Below are 20348 nucleotides of genomic sequence, written 5' to 3'. Positions count from 1 at the left end.
TTAGAATTGTTATGGATAAACGTATCCCCGTCACGCTGCTCACTGGTTTTTTGGGTAGCGGTAAAACCACCCTGCTTAACAAACTGCTGCATAACCCGGCGATGAAAGACACAGCCGTGATCATTAATGAACTCGGCGAAGCAGGTTTGGACCAGATTTTTGCCAATAGCCAGATTTCGCAAACCATTGAGAGCGAGCATATTGCTGATAACACGGTGTTGTTGAGTTCTGGCTGTTTGTGCTGTTCACTCAAAAACGAGCTGGCTGACACCATGCGCGATTTGTTTTTCAAGCGGAGTTTGCAGGCAGTGCCGGAGTTTAACCGCTTGGTGATTGAAACCACTGGCATGGCTGACCCTGGCCCGATTTTGGCCAACCTGATGAATGAACCGGTGATTGAATCGGTTTATAGGTTAGATGCAGTAGTGGTGACGATTGATGCGGCTTATGGCTTGCAGCAGATTGCAGAGCAGAAAGAAGCGCTTAAACAAGCGGCGGTAGCGGATGTGTTGCTGATTACCAAGCGCGATACTGCCACGCCGGAACAGATTGAAGCCTTGCAGGCCAAGCTGAGCGAGATCAATCCGAATGCGACCCAGCAATTTGTGTCGCATGGTGAGATAGACCCGATGCAGATTATTGATGTAGGCTTATTCGACTTTGCCAGCAAGCAGGCGAGCCCGCAGCGTTGGTTGCGTGCCCCGGCCAGTGGGTTTAGTGCGGCGAAAAAAGGCACCTTGCCCAAGGCGCCCGCACATGATGGGGTGAGCACGTTTACCGTGTATTTACCCAAGCCGATGGCTTATGCGGATTTTAAAAGTGTGATTTTAAAGTTGTGCCAGACGCATGGTGAAAAGCTGTTGCGCATGAAAGGCATTTTGCATGTGGAAGATGCGCCTGCCCCGCTGGCGATTCACGCCGTGCACTTTACGCCCTACCCGCCCACCTTACTTGAGGGCTGGGATGAAGATGAGCCAATTAGCCGCGTGGTGATTATTGGCAAGGGGATTGATGAAAACGCTGTGCGCGACATGCTCACACAGTTTTAGGAATGAAGTGATTTAACAGGCGAATCGCTGTGTTGCGCGGGCTCATTTATTAATTCAGGAAATCCTCATGTACGAAATGTACACTGCATTTTCTGTGTTCTGTGCGCCTTGCGCTTCATCCTGCAAAATCATTCATTGAGAAAAATTAGTAGTTTCTATTTGGAGTTTTCATGGCGAAGTTTTTGGAAAAAATTTTAGAGAGTTTGATTTTTAAGAGCCGCTGGCTGATGGCGCCGATGTACCTCGGCCTGGTCGGCGGGCTGGTCATTTTATTGGTTAAATTTGGCCAGGAGTTTATGCATATTGCCGGGCATCTGGGTTCGCTCACCGAGCAGGAAACCGTGCTCTCGCTGCTGGCGCTGGTGGATATCACGCTGGTAGGTAACTTGTTGATTATGGTGATTTTTAGCGGCTATGAAAACTTTGTCTCACGCATTGATACGGCTGACAGTGAAGACCGCCCTGAATGGATGGGTAAAGTCGATTACTCCGGCCTGAAACTCAAACTGATTGGCTCGATTGTAGCGATTTCTGCCATCGACCTGCTCAAGGCCTTTGTACACCAAAGCTCGGGCACGGCTACGTTTAGCACCGAGCAAATGGCCTGGCTGGTGGGCATCCACCTGACTTTTATCATCACTGGCGTGTTGTTTGCCTGGATGGATAAAATTGCCGGGCATGGGGATGACCACTAAGCCCTGCCCGGCTTGACTGAACAGCGTTGCTTGTCTTTAAAAGGCTAAACTACAAAACCCGCTGCGGCGGGTTTTTTGTTGCCTTAGAAACCTATTAAATCTTGCAAAAATAACAGCGTTTAAGGAACCTGTTAGCTATCGCGTTAATCATATTAGCAACTTTATTGGGGTGGCTAAATATGAAAATTCCTGTCTTCACTTTTATTGTTTTTTTGATTCCATCACTGTATCAAAACACGCATGCAGACGAACATGCGACAACACCGGATTGCAACAAGCTGCCGCCTAATTACAGTTTGAGCTATCTGGATGAAAACACCGATGGTGTGATTTCGTTACAAGAGTATTTGCAAGGCGACCCGACGCATCAGAAAAAGATGTTTGAGCATATGGATGCCAATCATGATGGTGTGCTGGATGTGGCGGAGCAAAAGGAAATCGAGCAGGTGTATCAACTCATGCATGAAAAGCGTGCAGCGGGAAGCCACAAAACCTGAGCCAATAAAAAAGCCCCATCACTGGGGCTTTTTTATATGCGGCTGATTAAGCCTTTTTAAAACGGCGGGCGACAATCGCGCCCAAACCCACGAGCATCAAAGCCATGCTTTCTGGCTCTGGCACTGGGGTGACAACTGAGGCAAATGGCGTCAAGTTCGCATTGAAGCTATAGTTACCACCGCCATTGATGTTGAATCTTAGGCTGTAAGTACCTGAGGCCAGGTTGCTAAAATTGAATCTATAGACATCACCGCTGGCAGCAGTAAAATCTGCCAGGCCTTTAATCAGCGTATCGTTTTTGTAAAGCCCAAACACAAAGTCCTGGTTACCGTTTTTCTGCAGGGCACCGTCTAGGTCGAGTGAGCCCAGCAGATTAAAAGCGGTATTCTGTGGAGCAAAGTCAATGATTTCAGTTTTACCCGAAGCTGCTCCTGGCTCATCGTAGCCATTTGTGATTGTAATCGTAGCTGCATTTGCATTTAAAGCTGCAAACATGACCCCTGCACAAGTCAGTTTCCAAAACATATTTATATCCCCAATTTGTTTATATAGTTACCACGATAACAATTATACTTCAAAGTAACATTTAAGCCTAATCCCCTGATCAGACTAAGCACAGGCTTGGTCGCGATTCATACATCGACGATAGTCCATCTCAAGCATTCTTTCTGCCAGCGGATCAGCGTCTATAGCGTGTTTGTTTGATCTATTGAATACAGACACTAACCCGTCTCTTATCCCAGCATGCCTTTACACCTGATTAGTCTCTAATCCTATTGGTATCGCGATAATAATTACAAGATAAATTTATATCAATGAGGGTGTAAAAGTGAACTGGAATATTTTTAATAAGCTTGGCAAACAACCTTCTCAGGAAACACTGCTCCGGCAGCTGGATCAAGAAGGACAACTGCGCGCGATTGATAAAGTCATGGGCGTGATTGAGTTTGACCTGGAGGGAAACATCCTTGCGGTCAACGACAATTTTGCGGCGCTGACGGGTTATAGCAGGCAGGAGCTGGTCGGCCAGCACCATCGGCTGCTGGTGGATGCCGCGGATCAGGCAAGCCCGGAATATCAGGCACTCTGGCAAAAGCTTGTGCGCGGCGAGCCAGATCAAGGCCTATATTTGCGCAAGGGCAAAGACGGCAAACAAATCTGGCTGCAAGCCAGCTACAACCCGATTCTCGATAAACAGGGCAAACCATTCAAGGTAGTCAAATACGCCACTGATATCTCGGCAGAAAAACGCAAGAACGCTGACTTTGCAGGCCAGATTTCTGCAATCGACAAGGTGATGGGCGTGATTGAGTTTGACCTGGACGGGAGAATCATTGCCGTGAATGACAACTTTGCCGCAGCCACTGGCTATAGCAAGCAGGAAATCATTGGCAATCACCACAGCATGTTTGTTGAAACCGCTTATAAAAACAGTGCGGAATATAAACAGTTTTGGGACAAACTGGCCAAGGGTGAGGCCGATAACGCGCAATACAAACGCATCGGCAAAGGCGGCCGAGAGGTTTGGCTGCAAGCCAGTTACAACCCCATTTTTGATGCGACAGGCAAACCGTTCAAAGTCGTCAAATATGCCACCGACATCACCGCTGAAAAAAGAAAAAATGCGCAGTTTGAAGGCCAAATTTCGGCCATCAACAAGGTGATGGGCGTGATTGAATTTGACCTCAAAGGGAATATCACACATGTAAACCCCATTTTTGCCGCAGTCACCGGTTACAGCGCGCAGGAAATCATCGGCAATCACCACAGTATGTTTGTCGAGCCGGCTTATAAAAATAGTCAGGAATATAAACAGTTCTGGGAAAAACTGGCGCGCGGCGAAGCCCTGAGCGGCCAATACAAGCGCTTGGGCAAAGGCGGCAAAGAGATCTGGTTGCAAGCCAACTACAACCCGATTCTGGATGCCGCTGGCAAGCCGGTGAAAGTGATTAAATACGCCACCGACATCACGGCAGAAATCGTTAAAAATGCAGACTCTGACGGACAAATTGCGGCCATTAGCAAAGTGATGGGGGTGATTGAATTTGATTTAAAAGGCACGATCACCCATGTCAATGACAACTTTGCAGCCGTCACTGGCTACCGCCCGCAGGAAATCATCGGCAACCACCACAGTATGTTTGTGGAGTCAGCTTATAAAAATAGTCAGGAATATAAGCAGTTCTGGCAAAAACTGGCACGTGGTGAACCTGATAACGGCCAATATCTGCGTGTAGGCAAAGGGGGCAAGCAGGTCTGGCTACAAGCGAGTTATAACCCGATATTGGATATGGAAGGCAAACCCTTGAAGGTGGTGAAATACGCGACTGACATCACCGACAAAATGCTAGAAGCACAAGCCATGAAACAGGCGGTTGATGAAACCGGAGAGGTGGTGGCGTTAGCTAAAGCAGGTGACTTGACCAAGCGCATCAAGACAGATGACAAACAAGGAGAGATCAGGGAATTGTGCCTGGGGGTCAACAGTATTGTCGACACCATGGCTGAGATCCTCGCTGCCATCAAAATTGCCGGAGAGACCATCAAGACCGCCGCCAGCGAGATTTCTGTGGGTAATAATGATTTGTCTCAACGTACAGAAGAGCAAGCCAGCTCGCTGGAAGAAACCGCGGCCAGTATGGAACAGATTGCCTCTACGGTAAAACAGAATGCTGAAAATGCCAAACAGGCTAACAGCATGAGCGCGCAAGCCAGCGAAATTGCTGCACGCGGTGGCGAGGTATTTGGCAAGGTGGTCATCACCATGTCCGAAATTACCGAGAGCTCGTCACGGATTGAGGAAATTATTTCAGTGATTGATGGCATTGCTTTTCAGACCAATATTCTGGCCTTGAATGCAGCCGTGGAAGCCGCCCGTGCGGGGGAGCAAGGCCGTGGCTTTGCCGTCGTCGCCAGTGAGGTGCGTAACCTCGCCCAACGCTCAGCCAGTGCGGCCAAAGAGATTAAACAACTGATTGTAGATTCTTCTGAAAAAGTCTCGAGCGGCTCTCAGTATGTCAATCAGGCAGGCAGTACGATGGACGAGATGATAGGCGCGATACGTCAAATTTCGGACTTAATCACTGAAATCACTTCTGCTTCGCGTGAGCAAAGCATAGGCATCGAACAGGTGAATACTGCAGTGACGCAACTGGACGAAGTCACGCAACAAAATGCCGCCCTGGTCGAAGAAGCGGCCGCGGCGGCCATGTCACTGGTAGACCAGGCCGAGCAATTAAACGAGAAAGTCAGTCACTACAAATTGAATCACAGTGGCAATACTGCCGGACAACAAAACCAGTTCACGCTACAAAACACTCAAAAAAGACGGGCGTAGCGGCTCATATCAGTGCCACTACCCGTCATGAAACGGATGCCCGGAGCGTATGGGCATCCTTTTTAGGCATAAACGGCTGGCTTCCCCTTGATGCCCTGTTCTGGCTGGCGATCAAGGGGGCTCACCCTACAATTGCACGCGGCTACCCAGCTCAATCACGCTATTGGCCGGGATATTGAAAAACTCGACCGCACTGCTGGCATTGCGCGACATCACCGAGAATAACTGGTCACGCCAGCGTGGCATGGCACCACCTACATCCGGCACGATAATCTCGCGGCTCAAGAAATAAGAATTGGTGAACGGATCCAGCGTCTTGCCATCCAGCGCCACCGAGCGCAAGGCTTGCGGAATATCAGGATGTTGCATAAAGCCATACCGTAACTGGATTTGCCAGAAGCCTTCTGCCAGCCGCGTCACCCTTACACGCTCTTCTGCGCTCATAAACGGCACCTCCTCAAACGTGACATTCACAAACAGGTTATGCTGATGCAGCACCTGGTTATGCTTGAGGTTGTGTAACAGCGCTTGCGGCACAGTCTCAAGATTGGAGACCATGTAGACGGCCGTGCGCTGGACGCGGGGCAGCGTACAGTGTGCCAGGGACTCGATAAAAGGCAGCAATTTGGGGTCAGACTGCGCAATGCCGTTGAGCAGGCTAAAACGGCCTTTTTTCCAGGTGGTCATGAACAGGATCAACACCACACTGAGCGCAACCGGAAACCAGCCACCTTGCATAAACTTCATGGAGGCAGAACTGAGCAAAATACCATCTACGCTCGCCAATACGGCCGTCAACAAGCCTGCCAGCCACAGCGGAAACTGCCAGCGCTTGCACATAACGATAAACATCAGGATGGTGGTAATCAGCATGGTGCCCGTCACGGCAATGCCATAGGCCGAGGCCAGTGCCGATGAGCTTTGGAAAGCCAGACAGACAATGATGACGGCGATCAGCAGCGCCCAGTTGACGGAGGGCATGTAGATTTGGCCGGACTCGCTGGCTGAAGTGTGAATAATGCGCATACGAGGCAAAAACCCTAATTGAATCGCCTGACGTGTCATGGAGAAAGCGCCAGAAATCACTGCTTGCGAGGCAATAATGGTGGCCAGAGTGGCCAAAATCACGGCGGGAATCAGCAAGGGCTCGGGAAACGACAGGTAAAACGGATTGTTGACGGCTTCAGGATGATGCAGCAGCAAGGCGCCCTGGCCCAGATAATTTAAAATCAGGCACGGAAATACCAAGCCCAGCCAGGCCAACTGAATGGCCGGACGGCCAAAGTGACCCATGTCTGCATACAAGGCCTCGGCCCCGGTCACGGCCAGCAAGATGGCGCCAATGGCGATAAACACACCAGCCCCGCGTGATTGCAGAAACTGCCAGGCATACTGCGGATGAATGGCCTGCAATACTTCTGGCGCCTGGCTAATTTGCCAGACACCGATACAGGCCAGCGCCAGAAACCAGCTAATGACCACCGGGCCAAAAAAACGCCCGACGGCATGCGTGCCATGGCGCTGAACCCAGAACAAGCCGATCAGGATGCCGATTGAGATCGGCAGCACCTGCGCAGCCAGGGTGGGCGACGCCACTTGCAGGCCTTCTACGGCAGACAGCACCGAAATGGCCGGCGTCAGGACACTGTCGCCATAAAACAGCGCCGCCCCGAGGACGCCGAGTAATAACAGCACAGTGCTACGCTTGTCTTGTGGACGCAAGCTGGAGACCGCCAGCGACAGCAAGGCCATGACGCCGCCCTCGCCTTTGTTATGAGCCCGCAGCACGAGCAGGACGTATTTAAACGTCACCACAAACATGAGTAACCAGAAAATAGACGAAATCGCGCCAAGGATATTGGGCTGGTTGAGCGGCACACCGGTGCTCTCGCTAAAAATGACCTGTACGGTATAGAGCGGACTGGTTCCGATATCGCCATAGACGACACCGATCGCCCCTAAGGCCAAGGCGGCCAGACTGCTTTTTTTGGTGGAAAACGTTTCCATCACATCCCCTTATGGTTGATTGATGGCGCAAGTGTGCAATCAGGCGTATATCAATCGCATATACATGATGCAATGTTTACAACGCCTATGGTCATGGCGACAATGATTAAGCCAGCCGGTAGCCGATCCCCAGCTCGGTTAACACCACTTTAGGCTCAGCGGGCTGATCTTCGAGCTTGGCGCGTAAACGGCCGATGTGAATACGCAGGTATTGCGTATCGTTGAGATATTCTGGCCCCCACACCGCTTGCAGCAATTGCGCATGGGTAAAAATGCTGCCAGGTTTGCTGGCCAGTTGCATGAGCAAGGCGTGCTCGATGGGCGTCAGGTGCAAGGGCGCACCAGCCTTGGTCACAATTCCGGTGGCACGGTTGACGCTGACCCCGGCGTGCTGATACACATGGTCGCGCATTTGCATCATGGCAGAACGCCTCAGGGCCGCCTGTAATCTGGCCAGCAACTCCTGCAAGCCAAAAGGCTTCATCAGATAGTCATCTGCGCCCAGATTAAGACATTGCACTTTGTCTGCCTCATCCTGCCGTGCGGACAGCACCAGTATCGGCACATCGGAATAACTGCGCAGATGCGGAATCAGTTGTTCGCCCTGCCCGTCTGGCAAGCCAAGGTCGAGTATCACCATGGCAAAGCCGCTGGCCTGCCTGGCCTGAGCCAGGTCACGTGCATGCTGCACGTGATAGCCATGCGCAGACAGCGCGGGCAGCAGAAACTGGTAAACACCCGGATCATCTTCGACCAGCAACAGATGTGGGTGCGTAGAATGATCGACTGGTTGGCTCATCCGGCTTCCCCTGCACTCAAGCTGGTAGCGGGCACAAATGGAAACAACATACGCACACAGGTGCGCCGGGCGACTGCCGTTTTATCTAACGGGCCTGCATTTAATGGGGGCTGATCTGACTGCTGCGTCAGTTGCAATTGCCCTTGATGCAACTGCATGATGGTATTGACGATACTCAGGCCAAGGCCAAAGCCACGGCTACCACTGCCCGCAGGACGGCGCGAGTGAAACGAGGCAATCTCAAAATCTGGTGCAAAGCCGGGACCTTCGTTGATCACCGACAGTACCAGCCAATCCGCTTCCCTTGCCAGCTGCAATGCCACGGGCGTCTCAGTGCTGCGCCATTGCAAGGCGTTATCCACCAGATTAGAGAGCGCATGCGCCACCAGCACCGCATCCATATGCACCAGCCATTCTTCGCCCTCTGCAACAGCGGCAAACGCCAGTGATACGGGGGGCGTGCGCTGCAAGTAGCGGTGCATCACATGTTGTACCACCTCTTGCAACGATTGCCATTCGCGATGCAAGGCGCGCTCGCCCGCTTCCAGCTTGACCAGAGTCAGGATATTTTCTGTGGCCTGGCTTAAATAACCGGCTTCTGCCAGGATGCTTTGCAGTAACTGTGTGGACTGTGCGGGTGCCAGCGTAATCTGCTGGTCGGCCAGCACATTGGCCGCGCCTAAAATCGCCGTCAGTGGCGTACGCATGTCATGCGACAAGGCGGTCAGCAGCGATTTTTTGAACTGGGCCTCAGTGGTCTCGCGGGCGGCGTCTGCCAGGGCAATCTGCTGCCTGAGCTTGAGCGTGGCGTCAGCACATTGTTGTACCAACCGCTGTAAAAAATGCAGGTCTGGCGCGTGACCGACAGGCACAGCCACCACCAGCACTTCGTGCTGCGGGAAACCAAACGGTAATAAACATTGACCCAGCGCTGGCCAATCCTGAGTGCCTGCGCCGATGGCACGCTGGTAATCGAGTGCCCATTGCACACTGGAAGGCTGTACAAGCAGCGTGGACTCACCGGCCAGTCGCTGCAATTGCATGTCGGGCGCCAATTGCACCACACAAACCTGCCAGCCAAATCCCTGTTGCACATGCTGGCAAGCGGCCTGCAACAACGCTGCAACGCTCAAGTGGCTGGATAACACTTCAGCCAGTGATTGAAAAAAACGGGATTGTTGTGCGGCCAATTGTGCCTGTTGCCTTTGCCGCTTGAGCTGTTGCATGGCCCGGCTCACCGTCAATGCCAGCACGGCAAACACCATGAGCATCACCCACGATTGCAGGCTAGCCACGCGCAAGGTGTACAGCGGTTCAATAAAACAGTAATTGATCAGCAGGACAGCGGCAATCGCCGTCAGCATGGCGGTGGCAAAGTGCAGGAAATAGGCCGCCCACAACACCCATAGCATATACAGCAAGGTGAGCAGCGTGACACCCAGGCTGGCAAAATGCCAGACACCCACCCAGGTGGTGAGGGCCATGCCCGACCACAACACCAGCTGATATTGCCAGTCTGGCCGATGCGACGTTGTGGGGTTAACAAAGCCGTCTGCCATCTGCTGCTCCGGGCGCTAGCGGCCGTAAATATCCTGATTTTTATAATTGGGCCCAAAGAACTCTTTCATCAAAAAGTCTTCGAGACCCGCGCTGTCAGCAGGCCGCGCTGAAAGCGTGACAGTACGGCCCAGGCGGTTGGATATCCAGTCAAAATCACCGTTATAGTGCTCACGGATGATACTGATCATTCGTCTGACCATCACCAGGCGGATATCTTCACCACTGCGCGCTTCCACCTCGTAGTACTGCGTATTGGCCGAGGTGTAATCATTGACCCAGCCCTTGAAGCTGAAGGTTGCATTCAAGGGATCCATGCGGCGGATCTGGAACAAGCCGTTGGTACCGAACTTGAGATTGTTCATGATGTTTTTGGTGCGGCGCTCATCCTCGGAAGGACCACGCTCGGCCGCTGCAGCAGCATCATTGGCCTGTTTGGCTGAGATTTCATCCGCATAACGGTCGGTCTGCTTGCGCTTGATAAAACTTGAAAAGTCTTCCACCGGCGGTGGCGGCAAGTTTGGCGTAGGCTCTGGCCTGGGTTGCGGCTTGGGCTCCGGCAATTTAAAGGCGCTATCCGGCCGCTGTGACTGAATAATCTTTTTAGGCAGCTTGAGCTCAGATTTGGGCGGTGGCTTTGGTTTAGGCTCGGGCCGCGGTTGCGGAGTGGGCGGAATCTCAGGTGGCGGCGAGACCACTTTGGGTTTGGTCGGCGCCGGCACACCCAAGTCGAGCACAATATTCAGCGGCGCTTGCGCGGGCTCCTCAAGCGGCTTGAGCAAATCGAGTAAAAAGCCCCAGAACAGGATGGCGTGTATCAGCAGCGACACCAAAATCGCCCACATCAGGCGTGCCGGGATGCGCAACACGCGCTCGCGTTGCTTGGGCTTTAGCCAGTTAGGCGTACTAAATGGTTCAAAGGGAGAAGGCTGCATGAACAGGGTTGGTCACAGGTTAGCAGTGGTCACGCGATACTATTGCATTTCTTGCCAGAGTTTTTCAAGACGTTTGATTGAGACAGGATAAGGCGTCCTTAATTCCTGCGCAAATAATGATACACGCAACTCCTGTAATTGCCACGCAAAGTCTTGTAACTGGTTGGTTACAGGCAGATGCGCCTTGCGCAATTGCTCAATTTTTTGCTGCCAGCGCTGCTCCAGTTGTACCAGCGCCTGCGCATGGCGGCCATCACGCTCTATGCTGGTCGGATATTTGTCTATGCGCAGCTTGATCGCCTTGAGATAACGCGGCAAGTGCGGCAATTGCTCCCACGGGGTCTGGCTAAAAAAACCGGGATACAACAAACCCTGTAATTGTTGCTCGCACTCGCGTTTGATTTTCTGCGTCACCGGCGTCATTTTCTGTAACTGGGCAACCAGCACCTGATACTCATTGGCAATCAGTTGCGCCTGCCGGGTCAGCGCCTCGGTCACCGCTGGCAAACGCGTACGCGCCCGTGTTTTCAGTTGCATAAACTCGGCATTGCTGCGCGGCAAGTCGTCCTCGGCAATAAAGGCGCGGTCAGCAATACATTGCAGCATGTCTTCACGCAACTGGTCAGGATTCATGATGGCGCGCAACAGCAAGGCATACTGGTTAAAGCCTGGCAGGCCTTTTTCCAGTTGTTTGACCTGCTCCTTGAGCTCAAAACGCATCAGGCGGCAGACGCCTTTACGGTGAGCGGCCAAGGCAGCTTCTGGCGTATCAAACAGTTTGATGGCCACGCTGTCACCATTGTCTTCCAGGCCCGGATAGCCGGTCAGTTGGCGACCATCTTTGCTAAAGGTAAGGGTGGCTGGCAAGTCGCCAAAATCCCACTGCTTGAGCCCGGATTTTTCAATGCCGGGCGAGCCGGTTCTAAACGTCAGTTGCGCGGCCGAGCCCAGTTGTTTTTTGAGCTGGTTCCAGTCGCGGCCCATGCCTAGCTCACGGCCTTTTTCGTCAACCACGCTAAAGTTCATGCGGTGATGCGGTTCCAGGCCCGCCAGGTCAAACTCTTCCGGCTTGAGCTTAAGCCCGGTTTTTTGCTGGATAAACTCAGCCAGAGCGGGCAGTAATGGCTGCGCAGTCTGTTTGGCTTCGAGGAAGCCGGTCACAAACTCCGGCACTGGGACACAGACGCGGCGCAGGGTTTTGGGCAAGGCTTTTATCAGTGCCGTCACCTTGTCACGCACCATGCCCGGCACCAGCCATTCAGTGACGGTAGCATCAAGCTGATTGAGCAAGGCCAGCGGTATCGTCGCCGTCACCCCATCCAGCACATGCCCGGGTTCAAAGCGGTATTTAAGTGGCACGACTTCGCCGTCTACCACCATGGTCTCGGGAAACTGTATCTCGGTAATGGCACTGGCGCCATGGCGCATCAGCGATTCGCGCGTCAGGTACAACACCTTGGGATTGGCTTTTTCAGCGTCCTGCCGCCACTTTTCAAACGCAGCGCCATTATAGACACGGTAAGGGTCTGCAATCGACGGCACCACCTGGTCATAAAATACAAACAACTGGTGTTCGTCGACCAGCACGTCCTGACGTCTGGCTTTATGTTCCAGCGCCTCCACTTCGGCGATCAGGCGACGGTTAGCTTCAAAAAACGGGGCCCGCGTGTCAAACTCCATATTGGCCAGGGCTTCACGGATAAAAATTTCACGCGCTTCGGTCGGCGCAATCGGCCCATAATGTACGCGGCGTTTGGGCACAATGGTCAGCCCGTACAAGCTCACGCGCTCCCAAGCCACCACTTGCGCGGTTTTGCGGTCCCAGCGCGGGTCGCTGTAATGGCTTTGTGTAATGCCACGGCCGCCGCCTTCATGCGCAATTGGTTCTATCCAGTCCGGGTCAATTTTTGCAACGCAACGGGCATACAGCTTGGTGGTGTCGACTAACTCGGCGGCCATCACCCACTTGGGGCGGTTTTTCTTGAGCACCGAGCCCGGTGCAACGGTAAAGCGGATCCCGCGCGCGCCGGCATAGGTCTCGCTATCGCCATCTTTAAAGCCGATATTGCCAAGCAAGCCGGACAGTAACGCACGATGGATTTGCGCATAATTCGCTTCTTGCTGATTGGGCTTGATATCAAGCTCATCCACCATTTCCAGCAACTGCGCATGCAGCTCACGCCATTCCTTCAGGCGCAAAAAGGAGAGAAAGTTCTGATGGCACTGATTGAGCAAATCACGGTTGGACTTTTTGCTTTTGAGCGCCTGCTCATACCAGTCCCATAGCTTGAGATAACTCATAAAATCAGAATCATCCGCCTTGAATTTGGCATGCGCATTGTCGGCGGCCTCGCGTTTATCCATGGGCCGCTCACGCGGATCCTGGATGCTGAGTACGCTGGCAATAATCAGAATCTCACGCACACAGCCTTCTTTTTTTGCGGTCAGAATCATGCGCGCCACACGCGGATCCAGCGGCAAGCGCGCCATCTGCCGACCCAGCTCGGTAATCTCCCGACGCTCGGTCACCGCCCCCAGCTCCTGCAGCAACTGATAGCCATCGCTGATCAGGCGTGAAGAAGGCGCCTCAATAAACGGGAATTCACCGACATCCCCCAGCCGTAAATCCGCCATGCGCAAAATTACACTGGCCAGCGAGCTACGCAGAATCTCGGGATCGGTAAACGCCGGACGCTGGTTAAAATCATCCTCGCCGTACAAGCGCACGCAAATGCCGTTAGACACACGCCCGCAGCGCCCTGCCCGCTGCTTGGCCGCCGCTTGCGAAATTTTTTCAATCTGCAATTGCTCGACCTTGGCGCGTGGGCTATAGCGGTTGACTCGGGCCAGTCCGGTATCAATCACATACTTGATACCAGGCACGGTTAGCGAGGTTTCCGCCACGTTGGTCGCCAGCACAATGCGGCGCTGGCCGCTGGGCCGGAAAATCTTTTGCTGGTCCTCTATGCTCAAGCGCGCGAATAGCGGCAAAATCTCAATCGACTTCAGCTTGGGCGAGCGGCCCTGGTATTTACGCAGATGCTCGGCGGTATCACGGATTTCACGCTCACCCGGCAAAAACACCAGAATATCGCCATCCCCCAGACGCAACAAATCCTCGGCGGTATCGAGGATGGCATCTTCCATGACTTCCTCTTCGTCATCCTCTTCCAGCCAGCGCGTCTCGGTACGCGGCGGCTTGCGCTTGATGCCCATCAGGTCCTGCGCAAAACGGTCTATGTCATCCAGCCCGTCATCAATCGGCACTTCCACGGCCACCATGGTGGTTTTGTTGCCCAGCGGCCGGTAACGGATTTCCACCGGATAAGTCCGGCCAGACACTTCAATCACTGGCGCGCCATCAAAGTGGTTCGAGAAGCGGTCTGCATCAATCGTCGCCGAGGTGACGATGATTTTCAAATCTGGCCGCTTGGGGAGTAACTGTTTGAGATAGCCCAACAGAAAATCAATATTCAGGCTGCGCTCGTGCGCCTCGTCGATAATGATGGTGTCATAGCCGTTAAGGAATTTATCGCTCTGCGTCTCCGCCAGCAAAATCCCGTCCGTCATCAACTTGACGTAACTGCGCTCGGACAACTTGTCGTTAAAGCGCACCTTGTAACCGACCACCTCACCGAGCGGACTTTGCAGCTCCTGCGCAATGCGCGACGCCACCGAGCGCGCAGCAATCCGGCGTGGCTGGGTATGGCCAATCAAGCCACTCACCCCGCGACCGAGCTCGAGGCAGATTTTGGGTAATTGTGTGGTCTTACCCGAACCGGTTTCACCACAAACGATCACCACCTGATGCTTGGCAATCGCCGCCGCAATCTCATCCTTTTTGCCACTCACTGGCAACTCTGGCGGGTAATCAGGCCGGGGTAACGCCGCCTGACGTGCCTGCAAACGCTGCTGGGAAGCCTGCACCTTGTGTGCAAGTTCCACCAGCGCTTTATCCACGGGTTTATTTTGTTTTAAAGCATCACGTAGCTGCTGCAAACGACGCTTGAGCGGAAAGCGATCAGCCAGCATGCACTGGGGGAGTTGTTTTTCGAGTTGGCTGATGAGTTGGATGGGAGAGACGGCAGTCATAGGGAGGTGATTTTATCATGGCATGCGAATTGGCATGCAGCCTAGCTGCTTACATATAACTTAAGTTTCTCTAGTTTAATGTATGTTTTTTCGCCTTAATGGCGAGTTACTTTTTTTGCTTGCCCCAAAAAAGTAACCAAAAAGAGGGCACCCAGCCATCCCGGCCTTCGGCTGCCTTGCGTTGTTGGCTACGGCCGCTACGCTTAACATCGCTACGCGAGTTAGCCTACGCCGTAACAGACTGCTTAGCAGTCTTAGTTATCAACAAAGTAAGCGGTCACGAAACTCGCCCTAGCAGCTTGCACACACCGCAAGCTGCCGCGGAGCTCAGACAGTCGCTCCCTTATTTCTTACTTTGTCTCCGCTACTCAGCGTGATGAATGGGATTTGACTCGCCAAACTCACATAGTAGAAATTTGGAGGGTACAAAAACAAAATTCTTTTTATTCAATGCACAATCGATGGTGCTCATGGGTTTTCGGGCCCCTATCTGCCGCGCCGAGTAGCGCAGGCAAAATAAGATGGAGCGAGCGGCTGTCCGAATCCCGCGGTGGCCTGCGTTTTGTGCAGGCCGCTAGGATGAGTTCTGCGAGCGCTTATGCCTAAGTCCGGCAAAGCAACGGACGATAGTCCTAAACCGAGCAACGCAGGAAACAAGCGGAAGTTGGGGTGCACTTTCTTTTGGTTACTTTATCTTTGTGCAAGCAAAGAAAAGTAACTCGCCTACAGGCGAAACAGAACATCACATACAACACACACCAATCCGCGTGGGCATTCATGCCCACCCTACAACTTCTACTTTTCACCTAAGATTGAACGGGATGCAGGGCAAAGAAATTAACTCGCCGACAGAGGAAAATGACCTATCCAACATTCATAAACCTCTAATTAAAATTCTAAAAATTACTTCCTCACACACTCCTCCACTCCCGTATTGCCACCTTTAAACCCAGGCTCAAAATAAAACTTCCTAAAACTCAACTGCCCCTTGGCATTTTTCTTAAACTCGGCAATCCCGGTTCCATAATCATGCGTCTTGCCGCCATATTCGCCATTTTCCATCGGCAAGGCAAAATGCATCGCCGCATGCATGCCGTGCACGGCAGCGTGGCCTTTATAGGTGCCATAGTCCGGCACAGCCAGTTCAAAATCATAGCTGGCATCTTTACCCTTGCTGTGTTCCGGGCGTAACTTCATGGTGACGGTGCCAGTGTATTTGCCTTCATGCGCATCATCGCCAGTGCAGCTGTAAACACCACTTAAATCCAGCGCATAGGCGTTGATTGCAACAAAAACGCCGACCAATCCAAGCATCCATTTCATTGTGTGATCCTTTCTGTGTCAATTATTCCGGTGGCCGTACCCGCACAAAGCGCGCAAATTTGGGTTTGCCGTTTTTGGTGAGGTCGCGGTAGGTATAGGTCACCTGGCTGCCGATCGGCGGCGGGTTTGCGCGATCGCTCTCTTTAAAGCCGGTGCCAAGTTTAAAACGTATCCCTTGCGCGGTTTCGACCAGTAACGCGCCCATTTTACCTTGGTATTTACCTTTGCCGGGCACGTAGGCGATGACTTTGGCTTCGGCATCCAGCTGTGGCTTGAGTTTGAGTAGCACATGGCTGCGGCCGGTCAGATAAGGTGCATCGGCTTGATGCAACATGAGGCCCTCGCCTTTGCGGGCCACCACCCAGTCCAGCGTGCGTTTGAGGGCGGCGGCATCTGCCACGCGAAACTGTTTGATGGCTTTGAGATACGGGCTCTGCTGACGTGTAACCAGTTGCTCGATGTGCTGGGCACGTTGAGTGAAAGTGCCTGGGGCCATTGGCAGTTCAAACACATAATAGGCCACATGACGCCACTCCGCGTCATCAGGCTGGGCGCGGCGCACGGTGGCAGAGAGTCGTTCAAATTGCGCACGGGCGATCCAAAGTTCACCATCCAGGGGCTGTTGGGGGAATTTTTGCACAAACCAGGCCGGCGCGTGGATGGGATGGCCCTGTCGACTGATCAGTTCTTTGCCATCCCACACGGCGCGTATGCCGTCCAGCTTTTCGCTGACCAAGTAGTCGTTGACAGCGATGCCTTCGTGGTAAACCTGTGCCAGCAGGATTTCTGGTACCTGCGCATAGGCTGGCATGCTAGGCTGACTGATCAGCCACAGTAAAAAACAGATGCGCATCCATATCATCATCACCGCCCCAATTGTTAATTTAATTTAACAATCGTAAGTTAGCGGAATTTAACTAGGTAGGCAATACACGGATGGCGAAAACGAGCATTCTGGAGGCTGCTGGTGCAAACAATCAGACACGGCTATAACAACTGGCACCACAGTTTGTCGTGATGCATGACGTCCATCCACAGCGCCACCAGGCTGAGGGCGACCAGCAAGCCGCCACTCAGGCGCATGCCTGCCGCTTCACTGAACCAGCGCGGCAGGCTTTGCTGGCCTGCGCGCCAGAAAAAGGGGGCCAAAGCGAGGATGGTGGCGGAACCGGTCGCGAAGGCAATCATGACCAGTGCGCCTTGCAGCCATTGCGACTGGAGGGAGGCCAGCATCACCGCCGAGTACAGCAAGCCGCAAGGTAGCAAGGCCCAGACGATGCCGGTCACAAAATAGCCCGACCTGGCATGCCTGGTATGTTGCTTGATCCATGCCCAGACCAATTGTGCCCGCTGCACCGCCCATTGTGGCTGTCGGCCGAGGATAAGCAGCAACACGCCCCAGGCGAAGATCAGCGTATGCGAGAACGTCCACAATGGTTGAAACAGATGGCTCTGATTGGATAACCAGGCCAAACCGCGCAAGGTTTCGGCAGCAATCGCGCCCAGCAAGCCATAGCCGAGCATACGGCCCAGGTAAAAACTCCAGGGGATGGTCTGTACGACACGCAGAGGGATGGAACGCGGGGGACTGGAAAGATTCGGCGGCGTTTGCATGGCGCCGCAAGCAGCGCCACACATCAGCACACAGTGCGGGCCGCCTGCCAGCCCCATGACAAAAGCAGTCAAGAGTAAACTGGCTAACATGCCAGCAGTTTAAAGGATTTTGGAAAACCTTGCACGGTTGGCATCGTGCTGCAAATAACGGTCAAACACCATGGCAATGGCGCGCACAAAATACCAGCCCATTTCGGTGACTTTCAGGCCATCGTCTTCGAGTACGACCAGGCCTTGTTTCTCTTTCTCGGCCAATTGCGCAATTTCTGCCTGAAAATATTGCTTGAAATTGACCATGTAAGACAACTCAATGGATTCGTAACTCAGTTCACCATGGCACATGACCGCCATGATCACGGCACGGCGGATCAGGTCATCGCGGCTTAATGCCAGCCCACGCACAATCGGTAACTGGCCTTGGTCAAGAAAGTCGTAATACTCTTCGAGGGTTTTGGCATTCTGGCTGTAGGTAGCACCGATCTTGCCAATCGCGGAGACACCCAAAGCCAGGATATCCTGATCAGCCATGGTGCTGTAACCCTGAAAGTTGCGGTGCAACCTGCCCTGTTGCTTGGCAATCGCCAGCGGGTCGTCCGGCAAGGCAAAATGATCCATGCCGATAAAGACATAGCCTGCCAGCATCAGCTGCTGAATCGCCTCTGACAGCATTTGGATTTTATCTACGGCATGCGGCAAGTCTGCTTGCAAAATCCGGCGTTGCGGCTTGAAACGTGACGGCAAGTGCGCGTAGCCATATAACGCGATACGGTCTGGCCGCAATTGAATGATCTGGGCGATGGTCTGGCGGAAGGTCGCCGGGGTTTGTTTGGGCAAGCCGTAAATCAAGTCGGTATTAATAGACGCAAACCCCAGATCTCGCGCATGTTGCATTAGGCTTTCAACCTGCGCATAAGACTGCACCCGGTGCACGGCCTGCTGTACCTCGGCATCAAAGTCTTGCACGCCAAAACTCAGGCGGTTAAAGCCCAGCTCGCGCAAGTGTTGCAAGCGTTGCTGATTGACGGTACGTGGATCAATTTCAATCGAGTATTCACCGTCTTTGGCAAAGGCAAACGCCTGCTTGAACATCTGCATGAGTTGGGTCAACTCGGCATCATTGAGAAACGTCGGCGTGCCCCCGCCCAGATGCAACTGGTTGACGGTTTGCTTTTTGGCAAACTTGTCCAAGTGCAAATCAAGCTCGCGTTGCAGGTAGTTGAGGTAAACCGCGCCTTGCTCATAGCGCTTGGTGACTATCTTGTTGCATGCACAATAAAAACACAGCGAGGCACAAAACGGGATATGCACATACAACGAGAGCGGCTGCGTCCAGTTGCTGATATTGCGCTGCTCGGCCGCCTTGAGATAAGCAGCGGCGTCAAACGCCTCAACAAAGCGGTCTGCTGTCGGATAAGAGGTATAACGAGGCCCGGAGACGTCATAGCGCTCAATATGCTCTTGAGTAATCAGCAACGGGGAGTTCATGGTTTCTGGCAAATTCTTTCCTATCAGTATCCCGAAACTGGACTTTACGGGTTCATCTGGCGCTACTGTGCCATAAACCAATGCAGGGCTTTTTGACACACGTCAAATGCAGCTTGCGTCGCCTGCTGCATAATGCGCCTAAATACAAAAGGAAGAGGTCACACCATGTTCAATGAAATCGCAACCGAAGAGGCGTATAATTTGCCGCATGTTCAACGTCAGTCAAGGACGCCCTCCATGCAAGCAGAATCCAGTTTCAAGGTTGCCTGCTCCAATTGTAACTTGCGTGAACTGTGCCTGCCGGTAGGCTTGAGCACAGATGAAATGACTAAACTGGATGGCATGGTTGCCACCCGTAAAAAGATCAAGCAAGGCGGTCACTTGTATAGCAGTGGCGATGCTTTCACCACGCTTTATGCGATCCGCACTGGGTTTTTCAAGACTTGCGTCGTTTCGGAAGATGGCCGTGAACAAGTCACCGGCTTTCAGATGGCCGGTGAAATCATGGGCTTGGATGGCATTGTCAGTGACAAGCACAACTGTAACGCCATTGCCCTCGAGGACGCTGAGGTCTGTGTCATGCCCTTCAATCATGTCGAAGACCTGTCGCGTGAGATTCCTGTCTTGCAACGCCATGTGCACAAAATCATGAGCCGCGAGATCGTGCGCGAAAACGGCGTCATGATGTTGTTGGCCAATATGCGCGCCGAAGAACGCCTGGCGGCGTTTCTGCTCAATTTGCTGCAGCGCCTGCATGCACGTGGCTACTCCAAAAGTGAATTGATTTTACGCATGACGCGTGAAGAGATCGGCAGCTACCTGGGCATGAAACTGGAAACAGTGAGCCGCACTTTCTCCAAATTTAGTGATGAAGGCATTATCGAGGTCAAGCAAAAGAATATCCGTATTCTAGACCACGAAAAGCTTAAAACCATCTTCAACGCCAGCACCTGCTAG

General features: G+C 52.9%; 15 protein-coding genes. 5 read left to right on the top strand and 10 right to left on the bottom strand.

Annotated features, from left to right (window positions below):
- Positions 1-11 precede the first annotated feature (11 nt).
- The 3 genes from ACT53D_RS02865 to ACT53D_RS02855 all read left to right on the top strand — a co-directional run bounded on the left by ACT53D_RS02865 (position 12) and on the right by ACT53D_RS02855 (position 2241).
- Positions 12-1049 (top strand): CobW family GTP-binding protein, encoded by a 1038-nt coding sequence (locus tag ACT53D_RS02865; RefSeq protein WP_476154391.1) that lies wholly within the window; start codon positions 12-14, stop codon positions 1047-1049.
- Positions 1050-1219: 170 nt separating this feature from the next.
- Positions 1220-1744: a TIGR00645 family protein gene (locus ACT53D_RS02860; RefSeq protein ID WP_194747933.1), complete on the top strand. Its 525-nt coding sequence runs from the start codon at positions 1220-1222 to the stop codon at positions 1742-1744.
- Between the two features lie 179 nt (positions 1745-1923).
- A complete protein-coding gene (locus ACT53D_RS02855; RefSeq protein WP_194747935.1) occupies positions 1924-2241 on the top strand; it encodes an EF-hand domain-containing protein in 318 nt (105 codons plus the stop codon).
- A gap of 46 nt (positions 2242-2287) precedes the next feature.
- On the opposite strand, the gene ACT53D_RS02850 is transcribed toward ACT53D_RS02855, so the two are convergent.
- Positions 2288-2737, bottom strand: coding sequence for a PEP-CTERM sorting domain-containing protein (locus ACT53D_RS02850; RefSeq protein WP_476154389.1), 450 nt, complete (start codon positions 2735-2737; stop codon positions 2288-2290).
- A 334-nt stretch (positions 2738-3071) separates the two neighbouring features.
- Here ACT53D_RS02850 and ACT53D_RS02845 point away from each other — a divergent pair, with 334 nt between their 5' ends.
- A complete protein-coding gene (locus ACT53D_RS02845; RefSeq protein WP_476154387.1) occupies positions 3072-5579 on the top strand; it encodes a methyl-accepting chemotaxis protein in 2508 nt (835 codons plus the stop codon).
- A 126-nt stretch (positions 5580-5705) separates the two neighbouring features.
- Here ACT53D_RS02845 and ACT53D_RS02840 read toward each other — a convergent pair whose 3' ends face one another.
- From ACT53D_RS02840 to hemN, 9 genes are all read right to left on the bottom strand, one after another.
- Positions 5706-7586, bottom strand: coding sequence for a potassium transporter Kup (locus ACT53D_RS02840; protein ID WP_194747939.1), 1881 nt, complete (start codon positions 7584-7586; stop codon positions 5706-5708).
- Between the two features lie 106 nt (positions 7587-7692).
- Positions 7693-8385 carry a response regulator transcription factor gene (locus ACT53D_RS02835; protein WP_338654494.1) on the bottom strand — a complete coding sequence of 231 codons (693 nt, stop codon included), beginning with the start codon at positions 8383-8385 and terminating at the stop codon, positions 7693-7695.
- Positions 8382-9944, bottom strand: coding sequence for a DUF4118 domain-containing protein (locus ACT53D_RS02830; protein ID WP_476154385.1), 1563 nt, complete (start codon positions 9942-9944; stop codon positions 8382-8384). The genes ACT53D_RS02835 and ACT53D_RS02830 overlap by 4 nt, the downstream gene beginning before the upstream one ends.
- 15 nt (positions 9945-9959) lie before the next feature.
- Entirely contained in the window at positions 9960-10877 is a 918-nt protein-coding gene (locus ACT53D_RS02825) for a hypothetical protein (protein WP_194747944.1), read from the bottom strand.
- A gap of 39 nt (positions 10878-10916) precedes the next feature.
- Positions 10917-14909: an ATP-dependent RNA helicase HrpA gene (gene hrpA, locus ACT53D_RS02820; RefSeq protein WP_476155572.1), complete on the bottom strand. Its 3993-nt coding sequence runs from the start codon at positions 14907-14909 to the stop codon at positions 10917-10919.
- A gap of 963 nt (positions 14910-15872) precedes the next feature.
- Positions 15873-16292, bottom strand: a complete 420-nt coding sequence (locus ACT53D_RS02815; RefSeq protein WP_476154383.1) for a hypothetical protein — start codon at positions 16290-16292, stop codon at positions 15873-15875.
- Positions 16293-16314: 22 nt separating this feature from the next.
- Positions 16315-17157, bottom strand: a complete 843-nt coding sequence (locus ACT53D_RS02810) for a DNA ligase (RefSeq protein ID WP_476154381.1) — start codon at positions 17155-17157, stop codon at positions 16315-16317.
- A gap of 122 nt (positions 17158-17279) precedes the next feature.
- The gene (locus tag ACT53D_RS02805) at positions 17280-17996 is read right to left on the bottom strand and encodes a sulfite exporter TauE/SafE family protein (protein ID WP_476154379.1); all 717 of its coding nucleotides are present in this window, start codon (positions 17994-17996) and stop codon (positions 17280-17282) included.
- A gap of 9 nt (positions 17997-18005) precedes the next feature.
- Complete coding sequence (gene hemN / locus ACT53D_RS02800; RefSeq protein ID WP_194748455.1) at positions 18006-19391, bottom strand: oxygen-independent coproporphyrinogen III oxidase; 1386 nt, start codon at positions 19389-19391, stop codon at positions 18006-18008.
- 237 nt (positions 19392-19628) lie between these two features.
- Between hemN and fnr the strand changes: the two genes are divergently transcribed.
- A complete protein-coding gene (gene fnr, locus ACT53D_RS02795; RefSeq protein ID WP_194747950.1) occupies positions 19629-20348 on the top strand; it encodes a fumarate/nitrate reduction transcriptional regulator Fnr in 720 nt (239 codons plus the stop codon).

It is taken from the genome of Methylophilus sp. DMC16, from assembly GCF_056314045.1.
Note: the sequence above shows the minus strand (reverse complement) of the source record. Positions and strands in the feature narration are given on the sequence as shown.

Excerpts from the sequence above, each read along its gene's own strand:
- ACT53D_RS02830 (WP_476154385.1), bottom strand. The coding sequence starts at position 9,944 with ATGGCAGACGGCTTTGTTAACCCCACAACGTCGCATCGGCCAGACTGG.
- ACT53D_RS02850 (WP_476154389.1), bottom strand. The coding sequence starts at position 2,737 with ATGTTTGCAGCTTTAAATGCAAATGCAGCTACGATTACAATCACAAAT.
- ACT53D_RS02860 (WP_194747933.1), top strand. The coding sequence starts at position 1,220 with ATGGCGAAGTTTTTGGAAAAAATTTTAGAGAGTTTGATTTTTAAGAGC.
- fnr (WP_194747950.1), top strand. The coding sequence starts at position 19,629 with ATGCAAGCAGAATCCAGTTTCAAGGTTGCCTGCTCCAATTGTAACTTG.
- ACT53D_RS02835 (WP_338654494.1), bottom strand. The coding sequence starts at position 8,385 with ATGAGCCAACCAGTCGATCATTCTACGCACCCACATCTGTTGCTGGTC.
- ACT53D_RS02825 (WP_194747944.1), bottom strand. The coding sequence starts at position 10,877 with ATGCAGCCTTCTCCCTTTGAACCATTTAGTACGCCTAACTGGCTAAAG.
- hrpA (WP_476155572.1), bottom strand. The coding sequence starts at position 14,909 with ATGCTGGCTGATCGCTTTCCGCTCAAGCGTCGTTTGCAGCAGCTACGT.
- ACT53D_RS02805 (WP_476154379.1), bottom strand. The coding sequence starts at position 17,996 with ATGTTAGCCAGTTTACTCTTGACTGCTTTTGTCATGGGGCTGGCAGGC.
- ACT53D_RS02855 (WP_194747935.1), top strand. The coding sequence starts at position 1,924 with ATGAAAATTCCTGTCTTCACTTTTATTGTTTTTTTGATTCCATCACTG.
- ACT53D_RS02815 (WP_476154383.1), bottom strand. The coding sequence starts at position 16,292 with ATGAAATGGATGCTTGGATTGGTCGGCGTTTTTGTTGCAATCAACGCC.
- ACT53D_RS02840 (WP_194747939.1), bottom strand. The coding sequence starts at position 7,586 with ATGGAAACGTTTTCCACCAAAAAAAGCAGTCTGGCCGCCTTGGCCTTA.
- hemN (WP_194748455.1), bottom strand. The coding sequence starts at position 19,391 with ATGAACTCCCCGTTGCTGATTACTCAAGAGCATATTGAGCGCTATGAC.
- ACT53D_RS02810 (WP_476154381.1), bottom strand. The coding sequence starts at position 17,157 with ATGATGATATGGATGCGCATCTGTTTTTTACTGTGGCTGATCAGTCAG.
- ACT53D_RS02865 (WP_476154391.1), top strand. The coding sequence starts at position 12 with ATGGATAAACGTATCCCCGTCACGCTGCTCACTGGTTTTTTGGGTAGC.